This is a genomic window from Baekduia soli (assembly GCF_007970665.1).
Taxonomy (GTDB): Bacteria; Actinomycetota; Thermoleophilia; order Solirubrobacterales; family Solirubrobacteraceae; genus Baekduia; species Baekduia soli.
Map to the genome: position 1 here is coordinate 3,412,028 of NZ_CP042430.1, position 14,682 is coordinate 3,426,709.

General features: G+C 73.6%; 15 protein-coding genes. 7 read left to right on the forward strand and 8 right to left on the reverse strand.

Annotated elements, in window-relative coordinates:
- Positions 1 to 130 precede the first annotated feature (130 nt).
- The 3 genes from FSW04_RS16235 to FSW04_RS16245 form a co-directional block, all read right to left on the reverse strand.
- Positions 131 to 508: a hypothetical protein gene (locus FSW04_RS16235; protein WP_146921098.1), complete on the reverse strand. Its 378-nt coding sequence runs from the start codon at positions 506 to 508 to the stop codon at positions 131 to 133.
- Between the two features lie 6 nt (positions 509 to 514).
- Positions 515 to 1,378 (reverse strand): prolipoprotein diacylglyceryl transferase, encoded by an 864-nt coding sequence (lgt, locus tag FSW04_RS16240; RefSeq protein WP_146921100.1) that lies wholly within the window; start codon positions 1,376 to 1,378, stop codon positions 515 to 517.
- Positions 1,379 to 1,607: 229 nt separating this feature from the next.
- The gene (locus FSW04_RS16245) at positions 1,608 to 2,843 is read right to left on the reverse strand and encodes an IS256 family transposase (RefSeq protein ID WP_228430507.1); all 1,236 of its coding nucleotides are present in this window, start codon (positions 2,841 to 2,843) and stop codon (positions 1,608 to 1,610) included.
- 1,054 nt (positions 2,844 to 3,897) lie between these two features.
- On the opposite strand from FSW04_RS16245, the gene FSW04_RS16250 reads away from it, so the two are divergent.
- Positions 3,898 to 4,791 carry a mechanosensitive ion channel family protein gene (locus FSW04_RS16250; RefSeq protein WP_187368846.1) on the forward strand — a complete coding sequence of 298 codons (894 nt, stop codon included), beginning with the start codon at positions 3,898 to 3,900 and terminating at the stop codon, positions 4,789 to 4,791.
- Positions 4,792 to 4,836: 45 nt separating this feature from the next.
- On the opposite strand, the gene FSW04_RS16255 is transcribed toward FSW04_RS16250, so the two are convergent.
- Positions 4,837 to 5,628, reverse strand: a complete 792-nt coding sequence (locus FSW04_RS16255; RefSeq protein WP_146921104.1) for an SDR family NAD(P)-dependent oxidoreductase — start codon at positions 5,626 to 5,628, stop codon at positions 4,837 to 4,839.
- Positions 5,629 to 5,690: 62 nt separating this feature from the next.
- Here FSW04_RS16255 and miaA point away from each other — a divergent pair, with 62 nt between their 5' ends.
- Genes miaA through dapD form a run of 3 tightly spaced genes read left to right on the forward strand, consistent with a single transcriptional unit; the run spans position 5,691 to position 8,494 of the window.
- Positions 5,691 to 6,578 (forward strand): tRNA (adenosine(37)-N6)-dimethylallyltransferase MiaA, encoded by an 888-nt coding sequence (gene miaA, locus FSW04_RS16260; RefSeq protein ID WP_228430508.1) that lies wholly within the window; start codon positions 5,691 to 5,693, stop codon positions 6,576 to 6,578.
- 12 nt (positions 6,579 to 6,590) lie between these two features.
- A complete protein-coding gene (dapF, locus tag FSW04_RS16265; RefSeq protein ID WP_146921107.1) occupies positions 6,591 to 7,448 on the forward strand; it encodes a diaminopimelate epimerase in 858 nt (285 codons plus the stop codon).
- 47 nt (positions 7,449 to 7,495) lie between these two features.
- A complete protein-coding gene (gene dapD / locus FSW04_RS16270) occupies positions 7,496 to 8,494 on the forward strand; it encodes a 2,3,4,5-tetrahydropyridine-2,6-dicarboxylate N-succinyltransferase (protein WP_146921109.1) in 999 nt (332 codons plus the stop codon).
- Positions 8,495 to 8,509: 15 nt separating this feature from the next.
- Here dapD and FSW04_RS16275 read toward each other — a convergent pair whose 3' ends face one another.
- Positions 8,510 to 9,622, reverse strand: a complete 1,113-nt coding sequence (locus tag FSW04_RS16275; protein ID WP_146921111.1) for a pyridoxal phosphate-dependent aminotransferase — start codon at positions 9,620 to 9,622, stop codon at positions 8,510 to 8,512.
- Between the two features lie 5 nt (positions 9,623 to 9,627).
- A complete protein-coding gene (dapE, locus tag FSW04_RS16280; protein WP_146921113.1) occupies positions 9,628 to 10,686 on the reverse strand; it encodes a succinyl-diaminopimelate desuccinylase in 1,059 nt (352 codons plus the stop codon).
- A gap of 41 nt (positions 10,687 to 10,727) precedes the next feature.
- Here dapE and FSW04_RS16285 point away from each other — a divergent pair, with 41 nt between their 5' ends.
- Entirely contained in the window at positions 10,728 to 11,549 is an 822-nt protein-coding gene (locus FSW04_RS16285) for a DUF429 domain-containing protein (protein ID WP_146921115.1), read from the forward strand.
- Here FSW04_RS16285 and FSW04_RS27915 read toward each other — a convergent pair.
- Positions 11,512 to 11,904, reverse strand: coding sequence for a TOBE domain-containing protein (locus tag FSW04_RS27915; protein ID WP_267128238.1), 393 nt, complete (start codon positions 11,902 to 11,904; stop codon positions 11,512 to 11,514). The two genes, FSW04_RS16285 and FSW04_RS27915, sit on opposite strands and share 38 nt — an antisense overlap.
- A gap of 116 nt (positions 11,905 to 12,020) precedes the next feature.
- On the opposite strand from FSW04_RS27915, the gene hflX reads away from it, so the two are divergent.
- On the forward strand, positions 12,021 to 13,334 hold the full coding sequence (hflX, locus tag FSW04_RS16295; RefSeq protein ID WP_228430509.1) for a GTPase HflX: 1,314 nt from the start codon (positions 12,021 to 12,023) through the stop codon (positions 13,332 to 13,334).
- A 63-nt stretch (positions 13,335 to 13,397) separates the two neighbouring features.
- Here the strand turns inward: hflX and dut are convergent, their stop codons facing one another.
- A complete protein-coding gene (gene dut / locus FSW04_RS16300; protein WP_146921122.1) occupies positions 13,398 to 13,847 on the reverse strand; it encodes a dUTP diphosphatase in 450 nt (149 codons plus the stop codon).
- Positions 13,848 to 13,967: 120 nt separating this feature from the next.
- Here dut and FSW04_RS16305 point away from each other — a divergent pair, with 120 nt between their 5' ends.
- Positions 13,968 to 14,666, forward strand: a complete 699-nt coding sequence (locus FSW04_RS16305; protein ID WP_146921124.1) for a DUF4097 family beta strand repeat-containing protein — start codon at positions 13,968 to 13,970, stop codon at positions 14,664 to 14,666.
- Positions 14,667 to 14,682: the final 16 nt, after the last annotated feature.

Below are 14,682 nucleotides of genomic sequence, written 5' to 3' on the forward strand. Positions count from 1 at the left end.
GCATCACCTTTTCGGGATTTGCGTTAAAGGCGACCCGGCCGTCCGGTTACTTCATGTCGCCGCCCGCAGCGGTGTGTCTGCAATTGCAGACACCGACTCCACGACCTGAGTGTCCGCGCCGACCCACCCGCTAGGCGGCGATCCGGCGGCCGTGCGCGGCGGCGACGCCGGAGCGCAGGACGTGCGCGTCGCGTCTGCATCGAGCTGTGCAGTAGCGCCGCCGTGGGCCGCGCACCGCCGGGGCCGGCAGCGGTCTCCCGCAGTGCTCGCACTCTCCGTCGACCGGCTGGGACCGGTCGGGGTCTTCGCCGATCGATCGCAGCGCCAGCAGCCGGCAGTTTGGCGGCCGGTTTTCAAAGGCCGCACGCCATTCGTCGGCGGTGTCCTCGAGCACCGGGCCCCAGGCGGCGTCGACGCCGTGCAGGGCGATCGGCCATGCCACCTCGAACGGCAAGCCGGCGGTACGGGACTCGGCGAGGCGGGTTCGGACGAGCTCGAGGGCGGTCACGCAACCCTATGGTTGCACGGTTGGTTGGCTCACGGGGCGTGGCTCGGGCGCCCGCACTGGTTTTGCGTGATGGGCGCCGCAAGCGGCGAGTGAGCATGCTGCCCAACCGACCGCGACGAGAGCGCCGGTGCGTCCTGCGAGCTTCGCTGCGCGTGAGCGCTGGGTCCAAGCGAACCAGCACATACCGGTGATGCAGAGCGCGGTCGAGACGAAGAAGTTCAGCCGCAGCCCGAGGATGTGGTGGGAAGGGTCGATCCGCAGGGTCTCCTCAAAGATGCGAAAGCCCGAGTAACCGGCGACATACAGCGCGAACACGCCGGGCGGGTTGACGCGCCGTGCGCGGAGGACGAGGACCAGAGCGGCGGCGAGCGCGAGGTCAAACAGCAGCTCGTAGAGGAACGTTGGATGGAACGTGGCAAACCGGGCGTAGCCGTCGGGACGATGGGCCGGGTCGATTCGGAGGGCCCAGGGCAGTGTTGTGGGGCCGCCGAATAGCTCCTGGTTGAAGTAGTTGCCGACGCGCCCGATGGCTTGGGCGACGAGCAAGCCTGGCGCCGCGCAGTCCATGAACGACTTCACCGGCACGTGCGCGCGACGTAGGCGCCAGATCCCCATGGCGGTCCCGCCGGCGATGCCGCCCCAGATGCCTAGACCGCCGTGCCAGATCGCCAGTGGTCCCCACCAGTGGTGGGGCACTTCGTTCCAGCTTGTGGCCAAGAAGTACAGTCGGCCGCCGACCAGGCCCGCGGGGAAGGCGAACAGCGCGACGTCCAGGACCACGTCGCGCCGCCCACCGCGGCCTTGCCACAGCCAAGAGGTGAGCCGTACGGCGGCCAACACGCCGACGACGTACGCCCAGCCCGTACGCATGCAAAAACAGCGGCCCGATGTGGACGCCGTTATCGCTTGGGCTAGGGAGAAACGCGAGTGTCGGCATCGCTCCGATCCTCGCACCACCACCGCGTCAGCGCGCTGGCTCCACTCCTTCTTCGGGGATACGGACGAGTCCGAAGTGGCACGTCGGCAGTCTGCGGGAGTCAAGTCCCAGGGCGTGGTGTAGGAGTCGGAGCTCGTTCTTGTCGTTGCTGCGGTCGGCGGCTCAGGCCGCGAGGAGCTCTTCGACCTCCTCCTGATTGTTGGTGGTGATGGTCGTCTGATCCTGGGATTGGAAGAGAGGGGTCATCGACTTCTGGCTGATGTAGCTTCGCCCGACGAGCCATTCGTCGTTGGCTTCGATCGCGAGCATCGAGACCAGTCGGATCACCGAAGCGTCGTCGGGGAAGATGCCGACGACGTCGGTGCGGCGGCCGATCTCGCGGTTGAACCGTTCCAGCGGATTGGTCGAGCGGATCTTGGGCCAGTGCTCCTTCGGGCAGCTGTAGAAGGCCAGGACGTCGTCCTCGGCCTGTTCGAGTAGCCGGGCGACCTTGCCCAGCCTGGGCTCGAGCTGAGAAACGGCGTCGGCCAGCCGCTTGCGAGCTTCGGTGCCGTCGGGCGCGGTGAAGATCGAGCGGATCAAGGCGCCCAAGGCGTCGTGCTGTTCGCGGTGGGCGTGGCCGCGGAGGTCTCTGAGGAAGTGCACGGTGCAGCGCTGCCAGGGCGCCCCTAACACCTTGGCCAGCGCGTTCTTGAGGCCTTCGTGGGCGTCGGAGATCGCGAGCTGGACTCCGAGCAGCCCGCGGGCGACCAGGGACCTGAGGAACTCGGTCCAGAACGCTTCGGTCTCCGCGGCGCCGATGTCTAGGCCGATGATCTCGCGGCGGCCTGTCTCGTGGACGGCATGCGCGACAACAACGGCCTTGCGCTGCACCCGTCCGCCGTCGCGGACCTTCTCGATCTTGGCGTCGACGAACAAGTACGGGTAGCGGCCTTCGAGCGGCCGCTGGCGGAACGCCTGGACCTGCTCGTCGAGCAGGCCGGCGATCCGCGAGACCTCCGACTTGCTGATTCGCAGCCCGAGGCTCTCGACGAGCTGGTCGACGCGCCGGGTGCTCACGCCGCAGACATAGGCCTGCTGGACGACCGCGACCAGCGCCTGCTCGCTGCGCTTGCGCGGCTGCAAGAACGACGGGAAGTAGCTGCCCTGACGGATCTTGGGGATCTGCAACTCGATCTCCCCAGCCCTCGTGTCCCAACGCCGCGGCCGGTAGCCGTTGCGATGCGTCGCGCGATCCTCGGTCCGCTCGCCGCGCTGAGCGCCGATGAGCTCGGAGACCTCGGCCTCCATCAACTCCTGAGCGACGGCCTTGACCGACTCGCGGATCACGTCTGCGTGCTCATCACGAAGCACCTGCCTGACGACCTCCACGATCGTCATCCTGTCCTGACCGGCCATCGCCGGCCTCCCTTCCTCGTCGTTGCGTGAGAACTCCGACGAAGAATGAGCGCCGCGGTGGCCGGACCTACGTCCGTTCCGTCCGACCGGCTCCTACACCAACACTAGGGACGTGACCCCTGGAGGGTGCAATGTCGACAGCGTCATGGACGGCGAAGCAGTCCAGCGGAGCAACGCGTCTAGCGTGCGCGGTGTGCGGTGCGCACACGCTCATCCCGCCGCACGAGCGGTCCGTGTGCAACTGCTGCTGGTCCACATGCCTGCACACGGTCGTCTCGGTCGACGCCTACCACCAGCGCCGTCGCGAAGCCAGCCAGTGGCTCGCTCAGAATTAGCGCCTGCCGCATCGGTGTAAGTGGCCGTTGACCTCAATCCGCCGAGCCCCCAGTCGCCCCGCGGCCCGTGGGGAAGTCGTGGGGAAGTGCCCACAGATCTAGCGTTCCTGAGCGTTCCCTAGCGTCCCCGCTTTGGCTTGCTAGAGCCAAGAACGGCTCTGTAGAGCGATGGCAGTTAGGAGGCGCTGTTCTGACGTCGGCCGGGTGGTCGCCGTCGCCAACGGCCCGTGGCGATCCATGGGGAAGTACGACTCCGATCGGCCGCAGGATCTCGGTCCCGCGAGCCGCCTCTGCGGGCTCTGCGATCGGCTGCTGCCGATGGACGCGCTCAAGCCCGGGTGGGAGATCGTCCAGCACCGCGACGGCCTCGTCTGGGCATGCCCGGACTGCTCGCGACGGCTTGCCACCCTGGGCTGGTAACACCGGCCCCAGCGGGGCGTCGGGTGCCGACATGGGCTCCGTGGACGAGAGCCAGGGCGGTGGGCTCCTCCCACGTATCTCCAACGAGATGGTGGGCGCCCCGAAGCGCTACTTCGGCAAGGGCCCGATCCACGAGAAGTCCTACATGTTCGATGACATGCTGTTCATCGTCATGTGGGGAGGGGCTGAGCCCGCCGCGGGGCGCACCCGGCATGTGTGCGCAGCGACACACAGACGTTCAGGACCGATGGCACGGTGGAAGGGCCAACAGGAGCCGACCCCGACCCGATCCGGAGCCGATGAAGAAGCTGCTGCACACCCGAAGCCACTCGTGGCGCGAGGCGGGCCTGGCCCGCCAGCTCAGCGCCCGCGCCGTCAAGCGCGCCCGCATCCAGTCGCTCGTGCTGCTGCCGATGATCGCCGGCGTGCTGGTCCTGTACTCCTACCGGCGCGGCATCTTCGGCGTCGACGAGCCCGTCCGGATCGGCACCGTCCTGGCGCTCGTCGCGCTCGGCTGGCAGTTCGCACGCGACCTCGGCCGCGCCGCCGGCCCCACGCTCTTCCGGCGCCTGGACCCCGGCACCGCCGGCACGGTCGGCTTCATCGTCCGCTTCTTCACCGTCGTCGCCTCCGTCGTCGTGGCGCTCCGCGTCGCCGGCCTGGACCCGCGCACGCTGGCCGTCGGCGGGGCGTTCACCGCGGTCATCCTCGGCCTCGCAGCGCAGCAGACGTTCGGCAACCTGTTCGCCGGGCTCGTCCTGCTCAGCGCCCGGCCCTTCCGCGTCGGGGACCGGGTGCGGCTGCAGGGAGGCGGCCTGGCGGGCAACATCGAGGGCGTCGTCAGCTCGCTCGGGTTGTTGTACACCATCTTCTCCAACGGCGAGGACCAGATCATGGTCCCCAACAACGTCGTGCTCAACGTCGCGGTCATCCCGCTCAACGAGCCCTCGGGCGTCGACCTGCGCGCACGGCTGCGGCCCGGGGTCACGCCGGTCGACATCCAGGCGCTGCTGGAGGAGACCGTGGAGACCCCGATGCGCGACCGGCCCCGGGTCGCGTTGGAGGAGATCGACGGCGACGAGACCGTCGTGCGGATCGGCGTCTCGCCGGAGAACCCGACGGCGGGCGCCCGGCTGTCCTCCGAGGTGCTGCGCGCCCTGGCGAGCGAGACCCGCCGCGCCGAGGCCGCCTGAGCGGCGCCGCACCGCGCGGAGCCGCACGGCCGGCGGGGCCGCCGGTCAGCGCTTGTCGGCCTGGCCCCGGACCATCTGGGCGGCGATCTCCTCGCCGCCCAGGCGCTTGGCCACCCGGGCCGAGAGCTCGGGGGCGATGCCGGCGAACGTCGAGCCCAGGCGCATCGCGATGGGCGCGACGTCGATCTCGCCCTTGTCGGCCGTGATGGCCCGCACCACCGCGGCGGCGACCTGCTCCGGGGTGCTCGTGCCCACGCCCCTGGGCAGCTTGGCGCCCGACTCGTGGAACATGCCGGCGTCGCGGATGAAGCCCGGGAACACGACGCTGACGCCCACGCCGCGCGGGGCCAGGTCGCCGCGCAGCCCTTGGCCGAAGCCGCGCAGCCCGAACTTCGTGGCGCTGTAGATCGCGCTGCCGGGCTGGCTGCTCTTGCCCGACAGGGAGGAGATGAGCACGATGTGGCCGCGCCCGCGCCCCGCCATCCGCTCCCCGAGCACGCGCGACAGGATCATCGGCGCGCGCAGGTTGACCTCCAGCGCGGCGTCGATCTGGTCGGTGCGGAAGTCCAGGACGTTGCCCGACGCCGGCAGGGCCGCGTTGGCGACGAGCACGTCGACGTCGCCGGCCTCCTCGAGCAGGCGGTCGACCGCGTCGCGCTGCCCGAGGTCCACGGCGGTGGCGCGGCCGCCGACCTCGGCGGCCAGCGGCTCGAGGACGTCGGCGCGCCGGCCCGTGAGCAGCAGCGCCGCGCCCTCGGCGCCCAACCGCCGGGCGATCGCGTGGCCGATGCCGCCCGTGGCGCCCGTGAGCAGGACCGATGAACCGCGCAGTTCCATGCCGCAACCCTCTCACGCGCGGGGGTCGGCGGGCCCCGACCCCGGCTGGCATCCTGCGCGGCGTGCCCGTGCTCGCCCTCTTCGGCCCCACCGGGATCGGCAAGACCGCCCTGGCCCTGGAGGTCGCCGACCGCCTGCGGGCCCGCGGCGAGCGCCCCGTCGCCGTCTCGGCCGACGCGCTGCAGGTCTACCGCGGCCTGGAGACGCTGACCGGTGTCGCCTCGCCGGCCGAGCAGGAGCGCCTGGAGCACCGCCTCGTCGCGTTCGTCGACGTGCGGGAGACGTTCTCGGTCGCCCGCTACGCCGCGCTGGCCCACGCCGAGATCGACGCGCTGCTGGACGCGGGCGCCACCCCGATCGTCGTCGGCGGCACCGGGCTGTACCTGCGCGCCGCACTGGCCGAGCTCGAGCTGCGCCCGCCGCCGGCGCCCGGCGTGCGCGAGCGGCTCATGGCCGACGCCGCCGCGCGCGGCACCGAGGTGCTGCACGCCGAGCTGGCGGCCCGCGCGCCGGCCGCGGCGGCCGGCATCGACCCTCGCGACCGCCACCGGGTCGTCCGCGCCCTGGAGCTCGAGGCCCAGGGCGCGCTGGCCTCGCCGCCGGAGGACAACCGCCTGTGGACCGCCGACACGCGCCGCCCGACGCGCCTGGTCGCGCTGACGATGCAGCGGGCCGAGCTGCACGCGCGCATCGACGCTCGCGTGGAGGCCATGGTCGCGGCGGGCGCCGCCCGCGAGGTGGCAGCCGCCGACGCGGCCGGCGCATCGCCCACCGCCCGCAAGGCGCTGGGCTTCGACGAGCTGCTGGCGGGCGACGTCGAGGCGATGAAGACGCGCACCCGCCGCTACGCCCGCCGCCAGCTGACGTGGCTGCGCAAGCTGCCCGGCGTCGAGCACGTCGACCTGACCGGGCGCCGCGCCGCCGACGTGGCCGCCGAGCTGGTCGGATAGCCTCGCGGCCGCATGCGCTTCGAGAAGTGGCAGGCCCTCGGCAACGACTACATCATCCTCGAGCGGGCGCAGCTGCCGTTCGCGCTGACGGCGGCGCGCGTGCGGCGCCTGTGCGACGCGCACCTGGGCATCGGCTCCGACGGCGTGCTCGAGCTGTCGGAGGCCGACGCGGACGGCTTCGTCGCCCGGCTGCGGATCTTCAACCCGGACGGCTCGGAGGCCGAGCTCTCGGGCAACGGCGCCCGCGAGGCCGTCATGTACCTTCGCCGCCGCGGCTGGACCGACCGCGCCCAGTTCTCCATCCAGACCGCGGCGGGCGAGATCCGCCCGACGATCCACGACGACCGAACCTGCGCGCTGGCGATGGGGCGCGCGCGCCTGCAGTCCGCCGACTTCCCGTCCGGCGGCGCCGACGGCACCGGGACGCTGGAGGCCACGGGCCAGACGTGGCACTTCCAGCACGTGCAGGTCGGCAACCCGCAGTGCGCGATCCACGTGCCCGACGGCGACGCGCTGCAGGCGCTGGACCTGCCGCGGATCGGCCCCGGGATCGAGCGCCACCCGCTGTTCCCCAACCGCACCAACGTGTCGTTCTTCCGCGCCGAGGCCGCCGACCGCATCCGGGCGCGCATCTTCGAGCGCGGGGTGGGGGAGACCAGCGCCTCGGGCACCGGCGCGTGCGGCGCCGCGATCGCCCACGTGCTGCGCGGCGGCGACAGCCCGGTGACCGTGCGGCTCGACGGCGGCGAGCTCGCCGTCGACGTCGACGAGAGCCTCCTGTTCACGCTCACCGGCTGGGCGGTGCCGGTCTACACGGGCGAACTCGCGCCCGAGCTGCTGGCCGACCTGGCCGGCGACGAGCCGGCCTGACCACCGCCGGCCGACGGCGCGGCCCCGGACACTAGGGTTCCGGGAACATGAGCGAGCAGCAGCAGATCACGGGCGGCGCCTGGGCCGTCGGCCTGGCCACCGCGACCCCGGACGGGCGCATCCTGGACGCCTACTACGTGGCGCCGCGCCTGGGCACCGGCGGCGCGCCCGACGGCGCGACGGCCGGCACGCACCCGCTGCACATCACCCGCGCGACCGACCTGGGCGGCGGCGCCTTCGCCGCGGCCGCCCGCCCCGACGCGCTGCGCGACGTCACGGTCACCGCGGTGCTCACGGTCGTCGAGGACCTGCAGGCCGCGCCGGCCGACGTCCACGACGCCTACCTGCGGCTGCACCTGCTCAGCCACCGGCTCGTCGCGCCCAACACCATCAACCTGACCGGCGTCTTCGCGGTGCTGCCCAACGTCGCCTGGACCAACCGCGGCCCCGTGGACCTCGAGGCGCTCGACGCGGTGCGGCTGCGCGCCCGGGCGCTGGACCGGCCGCTGTCGGTCACCTCCGTGGACAAGTTCCCGCGGATGACCGACTACGTCGTGCCCGCCGGCGTGCGGATCGCCGACGCCGACCGCGTGCGCCTCGGCGCCCACCTCGCCGCCGGCACGACCGTCATGCACGAGGGGTTCGTCAACTACAACGCGGGGACGCTCGGCGCCTCGATGGTCGAGGGCCGCATCAGCCAGGGCGTGGTCGTCGGCGACGGCACCGACATCGGCGGCGGCGCGTCGATCATGGGCACGCTGTCGGGCGGGGGCACGGAGACGATCACCATCGGCGAGCGCTGCCTCATCGGCGCCGAGGGCGGCCTGGGCATCTCGCTCGGCGACGACTGCGTCATCGAGGCCGGTCTCTACGTCACCGCGGGCACGCGCGTGACCACCCCCGACGGCGAGGTCGTCAAGGCCCAGGAGCTGTCGGGTGCGCCGAACCTGCTCTACCGCCGCAACAGCATGACCGGCACGGTCGAGGTGCTGCCGCGCACAGGCGGCTGGGGCGGGCTGAACGCCGCGCTGCACGCCAACGACTGACCCCAGCGCCCGGCGTCAGCCCAGCCGCGCCGCGGCGCGCGCGCAGGCCTCGGGCGTGGGGACGAGCGCGAAGCGCACGTGCCCGGCGCCCCCGGCGCCGAAGAACGAGCCCGGGGCGCAGACGATGCCCGACTCCAGCAGCCGCATCGCGCACGCCTCCTCGTCCTCGCCGCCCGGCGTGCGCAGCCACAGGAAGAAGGACGCGGGGCCCCCGACGCTCGTGAAGCCCGCGGCCTGCAGCGCGGGCAGCAGCGCGTCGCGCTTGGCCCGGTAGCGCTCGCGCACCTCCTCGACGTGGGCGTCGTCGTCCCAGGCGGCGATCGACGCCCGCTGCACGAAGTCCTGGGGTGCGACGCCGACGTTGGGGCGGTAGCGGCGCAGCGCGGCGATGAGCTCGGGGTCACCGGCCATGAAGCCCGAGCGGTAGCCCGGCATGGACGAGCGCTTGGACAGCGTGTTGAGCACCACGACGTTCGTGCGGTCGGCGAGCTGCAGCGCCGAGGCGGGCGGCGGGCCCTCGAACCACAGCTCGGAGTAGGCCTCGTCGCAGGCCAGGACGAAGTCGTGGCGGCGCGCCAGCGCCGCGGCGCGCTCGAGGTCGTCGAGGCCGATCGTCGCGCCGGTGGGGTTGTTGGGGTAGTTGAGCCAGAGGACGGCGAGGCGGTCCAGGCGAGCCGGGTCCAACGCGCCCAGGTCGGGCAGGTGGCCGCGCGCCGGGTCCAGCGCGAGCTCCAGGACGTCCATCCCCGCGAAGCGCGCGCCCCGCGCGGCGACGGGGTAGCCCGGGGTCGTGACGGCCACGGCGTCGCCGCCCGCGACCTGGGCGAGGTGGAAGATCGCCTCCTTGGACCCCAGCGTCGGCACGACCTCGCGGTCGGGGTCCAGGACGACGCCGAAGCGGCGCTCGATCCAGCGTGCGATGGCCGCCCGCAGCTCGGGCATCCCGACGGCCTTCGGGTAGGTCGAGACCGGCTCGATCGCCGCGGCCAGCGCACGGCGGATGAACTCCGGCGTGACCTCGCGCGGCTCGCCCATCCCGAAGTCGATGAGCTCGATCCCGCGGGCCAGGGCGCCGGCGCGGGCCTCGTCGAGGCGGACGAAGGGGTAGGTCCCCAGGTCCGCGAGCACCGGGTTCAGGCGCACAGGAACCGCTGCAGGATCGCGTGGGAGCGCACGAGCGAGGCCTCGGCCACGCGCTCGTCACGGCGGTGGGCGAAGCGCGGCGCGCCGGGGCCGAAGTTCACCGCGTCCACGCCGGCGGCGGCGAACTCGGCCACGGGCGTCCACGCCTGCTTGGGGGCGGTCTCCAGGTCGCCGGCGGCCACGAGGCGGTCGACCAGCGGGTTGGCCTCGGGGACCGCGCCGGAGGGCGCGTTGCCGTCGATGACCAGCTCGCCGTGGGGCTCGCAGAGCGCGCGCAGCCGCGCCTCGGCATCGGCCGCCGACGTGCCCGGCGCGTAGCGCATGTTGATCTCCGCCACGCAGGTGTCGGGCACGACGTTGCGGGCCACGCCGCCGGAGACGGTCACGACGGAGACGACCTCGCGGAACGTCAGCCCGGCGAAGACGTGGTCGACCGGCTCGAGCACGGCGAGCTCGGCGATGCCGGCGGCGGCCCGGTGGATGGCGTTGTCGGCCAGCCACGGGCGTGCGCTGTGGCCCGCGGTGCCCCGGAACGTCCACGTGGCGTTGATGTTGCCGACGCAGCCGGCGTGCAGCGCGTTGTCGGTGGGCTCCATGACCACGACGAGGTCGGCGGTGCGCAGGCCGGGCTCGCGGTCCAGCAGCGGCGTCAGCGCGCTGTCGCCGAACGGCAGCTCCTCGCGGCCGAAGAACACGTAGCCGACGTCGACGGTCGCGGCGGGCGGCGGGTCCAGCGCCAGCTCGATCATCACGCCCAGCGCGGCCTTCATGTCGGCGGCGCCCAGGCCGGTGACCCAGCCGTCGTCGCGGGCCCCGGGCAGGTTGCCCTGGGCGGGGACCGTGTCGAGATGGCCGGCCAGGAGGACCAGCGGCCGGTCGCGGCGCTCGGTGACGCCCGCCAGGACGCACGTGTCTCCCGCGTCGCGCCCCCGGTCGCCCAGCATGGCGAGCACGCGGGCGGCCAGCGCGGCCTCCTCGCGGGACTCCGACGGCACGTCGACGAGCTCCAGGACACGGTCGGCGAGGCGGTCGGCGAGGCCGTCGGTCATGGGGCCCACGCTATCGCCCGACTAGCCTTCTGGGCCGTCCCATGCGCTACTGCGGCATCGACGTCTCGGCCAAGCCCGCCAACCAGCAGCTCGTCACGCTCCACGAGCGCCGCGGCGCCGACGCCCAGGAGCTCGTCGCGACGTTCTACGAGCCCGGCGACGTCGATGCCGTCGCCCGGACCGTGCTGGGCTTCGGGGGTGAGGCCGTCGCGGCGATCGACGCGCCGTCGGGCCCGCGGCTGGACCTGCTGGCGGCCGGGCTGCCGCTGCGCATGGAGCTCGGGCTGCCGCACGGGCGCTACGAGCGCATGCGGGTGTGCGACGCGCTGCTGTTCCGCCGGCGTCTGCCGCTGTACCCGGTCCCCAGCGCCGACCAGGCGCTCTCGCGGTGGGAGACCTGGATGGCCGTCGGCTTCGAGCTCTTCGCCGCGCTCGACGGCCTCGAGCTGTTCCGCCCGCCGGCGGCCGGCGTCCACGAGGCGCCCGTCGGCGACGGCGCCCTGCGGTTGGGGCGCCTGTGCGAGACCTACCCCGACGCGGTCTTCTGCACGCTGCTGGGCCACCGGCCGTCCCCGAAGCGCACGCCGTGGGGCCTGCAGCAGCGCATCGCGGCGCTGCGCCTGCGCGGTGTCGTCGACGACGACGGTGGCCTCTGGCACCGCACGCTCGACGAGCTCGACGCCTGCGCCGCCGCCTACGCGGCCTATGCCCTGGCCGCCGGGCAGGGCTGCTGGGTGGGTGACGCGCGGGAGGGCGTCATCGTGCTGCCGACCCTCGGCCTGGCCGAGCGCTACGACCGGCTGCCGCCGCCGGCGCGCTCGGCGCTCAGCGCGCCTCGACGACCACCGCCGTCGACGCGATGACCGCGACGGCCGGGTCGCCGGGCTTGAGGCCGAGGTCGTCGGTGGCCGCGCCGGCCATGAGCGACGTGACCCGGTAGGGCCCGCAGGCCAGCTCGACCTGGGCCATGACGCCGTCACGCTGCACGCTGAGGACCACGCCGGCCAGCCGGGTGTGGCCTGAGGCGGCGTGGTCGCGGTGGCGGTCGCGCATGAGCTCGGCCAGCGTGGCGGCGGGCAGGTAGCGCTGGCGCCCGCGGCGCTGGAACCGGACGCGGCCGTCGCGCTCCCAGCGGCGCAGCGTGTCGACGCTGACCCCCAGCGCCGACGCGGCCGCGCCGATGCGGATCCAGTCGTCGGGGCGTGGGTCGTCGGTCACGGTCGGGGCTCCCGGGGCCCGACCGTACTCCGACATGTCCGATGACCCATCGGTCATCCGTCCAGGTCACGCCCCAGAAGTGGGGATGGGCGGTGGCGCCTACACTCATGGGGCAGATGCAACGCAGTCGCAACGGGCGCACGGCGCCGAATCGGGTGGGGACCGCTCCGCAGCAGCAGGCGCGCGCCAAGCAGCGCGCGTACTGCATCGCGGCGCTCGAGGACGGTGACGACCTCTCCGAGCTGCAGGAGCTCCTGCGCACCGCCGGGGTGGCCGTCGTCGGCCAGGCCGTCCAGCACCGCGACCGCCCGCACCCGAACACCTACCTCGGGCCGGGCAAGCTCCTGGAGGTCAAGGAGGCCGCCCTGGCCGCCGACGCCAACGTCGTCGCCGTCGACGACGAGCTGAGCCCCCGCCAGGAGCGCAACCTGGAGAAGGAGCTCGGGATCCCCGTCGTGGACCGCACGACGGTCATCCTCGACATCTTCGCCGGGCACGCCAACACGGCCGAGGGCAAGCTGCAGGTCGAGCTGGCCCAGCTCGAGTACAACCTGGCGCGCATGCGCGGCCTGTGGACGCACCTCGAGCGCCTGGGCGGCGGCATCGGCACCCGCGGACCCGGCGAGTCGCAGATCGAGACCGACCGCCGCCTGGCGCGCGACCGCATCTCCGCCCTCAAGCGGCGCCTGGAGCACGTCAAGGGCACGCGCGCCGTCCAGCGCGCCGAGCGCGAGCGGGCCCACCTGCCCCAGGTGGCGCTGGCCGGCTACACCAACGCGGGCAAGTCGACGCTGCTCAACGCGCTGACCGGCAGCGAGGTCGGCGTGCGCGACCGCCTGTTCCACACGCTGGACCCCACGACGCGCCAGCTGCAGATCGACGGGCGCCCGTACCTCATGACCGACACGGTCGGGTTCATCCGCAAGCTGCCCCACCAGCTCGTGGACGCCTTCGGCGCCACGCTGGAGGAGACCACGCGGGCCGACCTCATCCTGCACGTGCTCGACGCCTCGGCCCCCGAGGAGGAGGGCCTGGCGATGCTGCGCTCCGTCGAGGACACCCTGGAGGAGATCGGCGCCGGCGAGCGGCCGCGGCTGCTCGTGCTCAACAAGATCGACGCGCTCGACGAGGCCGGGCGGGCCGCCCTGCCGCACCGCCACCCGCGCGGGATCCCGGTCAGCGCCAAGACGGGCGAGGGGCTGGAGGCGCTGCGCGACGCGATCGAGCTGGCGTTCGCGCGGACCCTGACCTCCGTCGAGCTGCTGCTGCCCTACTCCGAGGGCGGCCGCCTGGCCGAGCTGCACGAGGTCGCCGGCGACCTGCACCGCGAGGACACCGCCGAGGGCGTCCGCGTCGTGGCCCGGCTGCCCGCCGCGGTCGCCGAGCGCTTCGCGCGCTTCGCGGTCGACGGCCGGCCGCTGGCGTCCTGACGCGGGTTTCGCCCTCTGGGCGAACACCCGCCACGGCAACCTCGCCCCCTGGGCGAACGTTGCTCAGCGCCCGGAGGAGCCCCACCCGTCGGCGCCGCGGTCGTCGGGCGACGGCGGCAGCTCGTCGACGACGGTCAGCGCCGGGGCCCAGAACGGGACGAGCAGGAGCTGGGCGATCCGGTCGCCCGCCTGCGCGGCGAACGGCTCCTCGCCGGTGTTCATCAGCGTGACGCAGAGCTCGCCGCGGAAGTTGGGGTCGATGAGGCCCAGGGCGGGCACGACGCCGTGGCGCGCGGCGAGCCCGGAGCGGGGCACGACGAGGCCGCACACGCCGTCGGGCAGCGCGATGGCGACGCCCGTGGGCACCTTGGCGCGCGCGCCCGGGGACAGGGCGACGGGCTCGACGCAGGCGAGGTCGTGGCCGGCGTCGCCGGGGCGCGAGCGGGCGGGCGCGCGGGCGCCGTCGCGCAGCAGCCGGACCTCGAGCTCGTCGACGGCGATGGAGGGCAGCATCGCCCCCAGCGTAGACGCCGGCGCGGCAGATCTCCCACGAGGGGTTACCGGGAGCTGGGGATGGCCGAAAGGGTGGCAGCCGTACCTCCCGCCCGGGCACGCGGCTCTACCGTCCTGCCCGTGTCGACCGCGAGGATCGTCCTGCTGGCCGCGCTGGGCCTGCTCGTGCTGAGCGGGTCCGTGTTCGCGCTGTCGGAGGCCCTGCGCCGCGACCGCCGCAGCCGTGACGCCATCGCCCAGCCCGTGCACCGCATCGTCGTGCGCGCCGACGCCGGGGACGTCGACATCCGTGCCGGCCTGACCGGCGGCGTGGTCATCGCCCGCCACGACACCTGGCTGCTGGACCGGCCGACGGTCCGCGAGAGCGTGGCCGGCGGCACGCTGACCGTCGACACGCGCTGCGGGGGGCTTCGCTCGCTGCTGCGCTGCCGCACCGACCTCGTCATCGACGCGCCGCCCGAGGTCGACGTGACGGTCCGCACCGACACCGGCGACGTCGACCTGCGCGGCCTGAGCGGCAAGGCCGACGTGCAGACCGGCTCGGGCGACATCCGCACCCATCGCCTGAACCCGGTCACCGTGCGGGCCATGACCGACGCCGGCAACGTGTCGCTGGACCTCTTCGGCGAGCCCACCCGCACCGAGGCGCGGTCCGACGCCGGCAACGTGCGGGTGACGGTGCCCTACGGGCCCTACCGCGTCGACGCCACCACCGACGCGGGCAACGTGAAGGTCGAGGGCGTCATCCGCGACGACCTCGCGCCGCAGGCCATCGAGGCCCTCACGGCGGCGGGCGACATCACCGTCCGGGCCCGCTGAGCCCGGACGGCGCTCG